The organism is Shewanella sp. NKUCC01_JLK, assembly GCF_019345615.1.
Lineage (GTDB): Bacteria > Pseudomonadota > Gammaproteobacteria > Enterobacterales > Shewanellaceae > Shewanella > Shewanella oncorhynchi.
Genome location: NZ_JAHKRD010000055.1, coordinates 1 through 223, shown reverse-complemented (window position 1 = coordinate 223; position 223 = coordinate 1). Strand labels below are relative to the sequence as shown.

Annotated in this window: 1 pseudogene; it reads right to left on the bottom strand. The window is 48.4% G+C overall.

Annotated elements, in window-relative coordinates:
* Nucleotides 1-223, bottom strand: a pseudogene (locus tag KO537_RS23020) (IS4 family transposase); the annotation flags it as partial.

Below are 223 nucleotides of genomic sequence, written 5' to 3'. Positions count from 1 at the left end.
GGCGCGTAGCGCAATAAGCTCACGACCTTCACGCATATCTGACCAATCCACCAATATTGTCGGCATCGTATGTGCTGTTAGCAACCACTTTGCATGCCACTGATAAACAGCCATTCTTTCATGGTGAAGATGCGGGTTGCCCAACAATCTATCCATGCGTTTTATTGAGTGCTTAGTATGAGTGCTGGTGCCATCAATGTGCCGCCCTAAATGCGTTAGGGTG